Raw genomic sequence first — 4,680 nt, 5'->3', positions numbered from 1 at the left:
GGATTATAACGATCCCACCTTGGCACAAAGATGCCGTCGGGGGGCGGTTACAACATCAGAGCCGTTTAGATCCCTTACAGACACGCTGGTGGGCCCCTCAGTCTGCTCATCGACAGCACAGGGATCCGCTTTCGCGGTGATGGTGAATGGCTCGCCCGCAAACACGGCGCGACGCGCAGGCGAGAATGGCGCAAGGTCCATATGGCGATGGATACCGGGACCGGCGACATCCGTGCGGTGGAATTCACCTCGAGCCACGAGGGAGACAGCGCGTTGCTGCCCGATCTGCTGGCCCAGATCCCGGAAGGTGAGGGTATCGAAACCGTCACCGCGGATGGGGCCTGCGATACACGTCGTTGTCTTGAGGCGATCCTTGCGCGCGGCGCTGAGGCCATCATCCCCGTTCGCCGGAATGGACGCATGTGGAAGACAGACTGTCCCGCCGCGATCTGGCGCAACGAGACGTGACGCGCCACACAGCGCCTGGGGCGCGGGCTGTGGAAGAGGTGGTCAGGCTATCATGCCCGAAGCCGGATTGAGGCTCAGATGAACCGCCTCAAGTTGTTCGGCGATCGGATCGTCTCACGAGATCAAGATCGGCAGGTCACGGAAATCCACATCCGCGTCGCGATCATGAACCGTTGCTCGGCCATGGGAATGGCCGAGATCGAGTGCGTGAAATGAGCCAGAAAGGGGAAAGGGGCACATCACCTTGTCACCGAATTGCGCAACAAGCCCCGCTTGATCATGAGCAAGCCGGTTATTGGTCTTGTAGCGGGGCTTGGATGGAGAGGTCATGCGGGGTGCAGAGAACGATCAGGCAAGACACTGTATCCAAAACATTTTGTGCAGCAGCGCTGCGCCTTGGGTTAAAGTGCGGATCGGGACTCGCCGGAGCTGTTGTTGCGGCGTCGCGCTGTGGCGCTTTACTTTGCAAGGACCGCGGCAAGGGAGACCTGTGGAAATCGCCTCCGGTGTGGTGGTTCAGGCTCTCTCCGTCCGGGTCGCAGCCTTTTGAAGCCATTGCCCGGCTGTCGCCCCGACTGCGGCCTTCGCGAGTTCTCAGACGGCAGGCTCGGGACAGGCGGGCGGCATCCGCTTCTCTGAAGTCTGAGGCAGGCCGGCTGTCCCGAGCCTGCGTGACGGGAGGGGAGTGGCTGGCCCGGTCGAAACCCGGAGAGGCCTCAGGGCGATGCGTCAGGCGTTCTGACGAGCCCGCGAGGGCTCGGGTCGGTCCGCTGCCGCGCAGAGGCGCAGTCAGGGCCGCCCCCTCAGCCCCCCGACGCTGTCTGTGACAGACAAAGGCTGCTTCAGAATGTGCGGTCCGCAGGATCACGACATCCCACGACAGACCTCCGGCCCGGTGGCAGCCGCGGCAGGCAGAGCAAACCGCCATTAAGAAGTCGCTTGGTGTGCGCATCCTCCCAGGATAGCGTTAAGGCTCGGCTTTGCGTCGAAAAACCCTCCAGGTTTTCAGCCGCCTTTTAAGGTCACTCCAATGACCGATCTGTTGTGGAATGAGAGAAGGTATGCACGAACCTGCCCTTGGTGCCGTTGCCATCGGACGCAATGAAGGCGACAGGCTGAAGGCCTGCCTGCGGTCGCTGACCTCGGTCTGCGACCGGGTTGTTTATGTCGACAGCGGCTCCTCAGATGACAGCCTGGAGTTTGCGCGCAGTCTCGGCGTCCTCGTCGTTGAATTGGATCAATCGCAGCCTTTCACGGCCGCAAGGGCGCGCAATGCGGGGTTTGAGCGTCTTATGGCTGAGACAGATCCGCCCGACTTTGTGCAGTTCGTTGATGGAGATTGCCGGGTCGAGGCGGGCTGGCTTGAAGCCGGCCTGGCGGAACTGAGGGCGGACGCCCGCCTCGGGCTGGTGACAGGCTGGCGCTCGGAAATTCACCCGCAGGCTTCGGTCTATAATGCCATGTTCCAGATGGACTGGCACCGCCCCGCAGGGGAGATCAGGACCTGCGGCGGCGATATGATGGTGCGCACGAAAGCCTTTCGCGAGATCGGGGGCTTTAATCCGCGCGTGATCGCCGCCGAGGACGACGAATTCTGCCTGCGCCTCGGCAAAGCCGGCTGGACGCTCAGAAGGCTTCCCGCGCTGATGACCTGGCATGACGCCGATATGAAGAGCTTTGCGCCCTGGTGGAAGCGGACCATGCGCGACGGGCACGGGTTTGCCCAGGTCGGTCAGATGCATCCGCCGCATTTTCGCCGGGAGCGGCTGCGCGTCTGGGTCTATGGTCTCCTCCTGCCGCTGATCCTGATGGCCGGACTGCTGCTGACGCCCTGGCTGTCGCTGGCGGTGCTTATGATCTACGGGCTGTCCTGGTTGCGGACCGCTGCAAACCTGCGGCGGCGGGATCTGACGACGGGCATGGCCATCCGGCAGGCCGGCTTTTTGACGCTTTCCAAGATACCAAATCTTTTCGGCATGTTGATGTATTACCGCCGTCGCCTGATCGGCGACGACATGAAGATCATTGAGTATAAGTAGAGGCTGCTATGAAGACGTTTCGTATCGCCATTCTGGGCGCCGGGTATATCGCCACCTGGCATGCCGATGCCATCCGTACCACGCCCGGCCTTGATCTGGTGGCGGTCTGCGATGCCTCCTCTGCGGCCGCTCAGGGCTTTTCTTCTGCCTATGGCATCCAATGCTTCACCGATCTTGAAGAGCTGATCGCCGCCGGGGTCTGTGATGCGGTCCATATCCTGACGCCGCCGCCGCTGCACCATCCCCTGGCGCGGCGCTGCCTTGAGGCGGGGTTGCATGTTCTGGTCGAAAAGCCGGCAGCGCTTTCGGGGAGGGAACTCGATGATATGGCCGCTGCGGCGGATCGCTCGGGGCGGATATTGGGCGTTTGCCACAACTTCCTTGCGCTGCCGTCCTATCAGCGGCTGAAAGCGGCACGGGATGCCGGGCTTCTGGGGGTGGTCTCGGCGGTGCAGATCAACTGGTCACTGCCGCTGCCGCCGCTGCGTTCGGGGCCCTATGGGATCTGGCTGCTCGCCGATATCCGCAATCTGCTGCTGGAGCTTGGGCCGCATCCGTTCTCCTTTGCGGTGGATCTCTTTGGCGACATTGAGATCGATCACGTCAGCCTTGGCCAATGGATCACGCTGCCCGGGGGCGCCCGGCGGCCGCAGAGCTGGCGCATTCTGGCGCGCGCGGGTGAGGTTGAGATCACCATCGCACTGTCGCTGGTTGAAACCGTGGATGACCGCTCTGTCACGCTGCGGGGATCTTCGGGCCTGGCGCAGGTGGATTATGCCGCCGACACCTTTGTCATGAGCCGTGACAATACCTCGGAGCTGGTGATCAATCCGCTGCGCAAAGAGCTGGGCAAGGCGGGTGCGCATCTGCGCGAGGCTCTGGTGAATGCGGCCCGCCAGGCGCTGTCGCTCAATCAAAAAAGCCCCTATGGCCTGAGTTTTCGCAACACCATCGCGGCCTTCTATGAAGGGCTGCGTCAGGACAACCCCGACAGCCGCTTCACGATTGCTCAGGCGCGCAAAGTCATTGCGGCAATCGAGAGCAGCCTGTCACTTCCGCCGGAGCTGGTCTCTGCGCCCGGCGCGCCCGCTGTGATCTCTCAGCCCCGGCCCGGCGCTGCGCCGAAGATTATGGTGATCGGCGGCACCGGCTTTATTGGCCGCAACCTCACCCGCCGTCTCGTGGCCCGGGGCCACGACGTCCGCGTAGTGTCGCGCGGCAGAAGCGGTCCCTTTGACGATCTGGCCGGTCACGTCGAGCTCTCCCGCGTTTCGCTGCACGACGAAGACGCGCTTTGCCGCGCGATGGAGGGGATGGACTGCGTCTTTAACCTGGCCCGTTCGGTTGACCGGACCTGGACTGAGGCGCTGGAGAATGATGTCGCAACTGCGCTGCGGATCTCACGCGCGGCCCGGCAGGCAGGGGTCAGGCGGATGGTCTATACCGGCACCATTGCGTCTTATGATATGTCGGATCCCAACCGCGTCATTAACGAGGACACGGTCTTTGGCGAGATGGAGGAGCGCAACCTCTATGCCCGCTCCAAGGCAGAATGTGAGCGGCGGCTGCTGGAGGCACAAAGCTCAGAGGGCGTAGATGTGACGATCGCGCGCCCTGGCATCGTGCTGGGGCCGGGTGGTCCGCTGCAACATTGGGGCATCGGGCGCTGGCATGGTCCGGGCGCGGTCCGCCTGTGGGGAAGCGGGCGCAATATCCTGCCTTTCGTTCTCGCAGATGATGTATCGGACGGTCTGATCGCGATGATGGAAACGCCCGGCATCGAGGGTTCGTCCTTTAATCTGATCGGGGATCCCATGCTCACCGGTCGGGATTATTTCGATGAGATCCACCGCCGCCTCGGCGCGCGGATCCATGTGACCACCTCTGACCCCAACATGCTCTGGGCGGCTGACAGGTTGAAGCACGGGCTGAAGCGCTATGTGCTGCGCCGTAAAGATGTCACCGGGATCACCCGCGCCGATTGGAAATCCCGCTGTCATCTGTCGCGCTTTGATAACGCAAAGGCGCGCCGTGTCCTGAACTGGAACCCGGAAAGTGATCGGGAGCGCTTCCTCATCAGATCCATCGTTGAGCCGGATCTGTTCGGCGTTGATGATGGGTTGGGTAGCCCCTCCTGACGGCACTTATGTGCCACAGTGATCTGGATAGGATC

2 protein-coding genes and 1 pseudogene are annotated in these 4,680 nt (G+C 62.5%); all 3 read left to right on the top strand.

The annotated features are described in order from the left end of the window. Positions 1-69: 69 nt before the first annotated feature. Positions 70-684: pseudogene (locus EP867_RS18855) on the top strand (IS5 family transposase); the annotation flags it as partial. Between the two features lie 845 nt (positions 685-1,529). Further along, the gene (locus EP867_RS18850; protein WP_128490986.1) at positions 1,530-2,507 is read left to right on the top strand and encodes a glycosyltransferase; all 978 of its coding nucleotides are present in this window, start codon (positions 1,530-1,532) and stop codon (positions 2,505-2,507) included. 8 nt (positions 2,508-2,515) lie between these two features. Continuing rightward, positions 2,516-4,645: an NAD-dependent epimerase/dehydratase family protein gene (locus tag EP867_RS18845; protein WP_128490985.1), complete on the top strand. Its 2,130-nt coding sequence runs from the start codon at positions 2,516-2,518 to the stop codon at positions 4,643-4,645. Positions 4,646-4,680 lie beyond the last annotated feature (35 nt).

The organism is Falsigemmobacter intermedius, from assembly GCF_004054105.1.
Lineage (GTDB): Bacteria > Pseudomonadota > Alphaproteobacteria > Rhodobacterales > Rhodobacteraceae > Wagnerdoeblera > Wagnerdoeblera intermedia.
The sequence above is the reverse complement of the archived record's forward strand: the minus strand, read 5'-3'. Positions and strand labels throughout refer to the sequence as shown.

What these genes read in the sequence shown, in the direction of transcription:
- EP867_RS18845 (WP_128490985.1), top strand. Translation starts at nt 2,516, where the DNA reads ATGAAGACGTTTCGTATCGCCATTCTGGGCGCCGGGTATATCGCCACC.
- EP867_RS18850 (WP_128490986.1), top strand. Translation starts at nt 1,530, where the DNA reads ATGCACGAACCTGCCCTTGGTGCCGTTGCCATCGGACGCAATGAAGGC.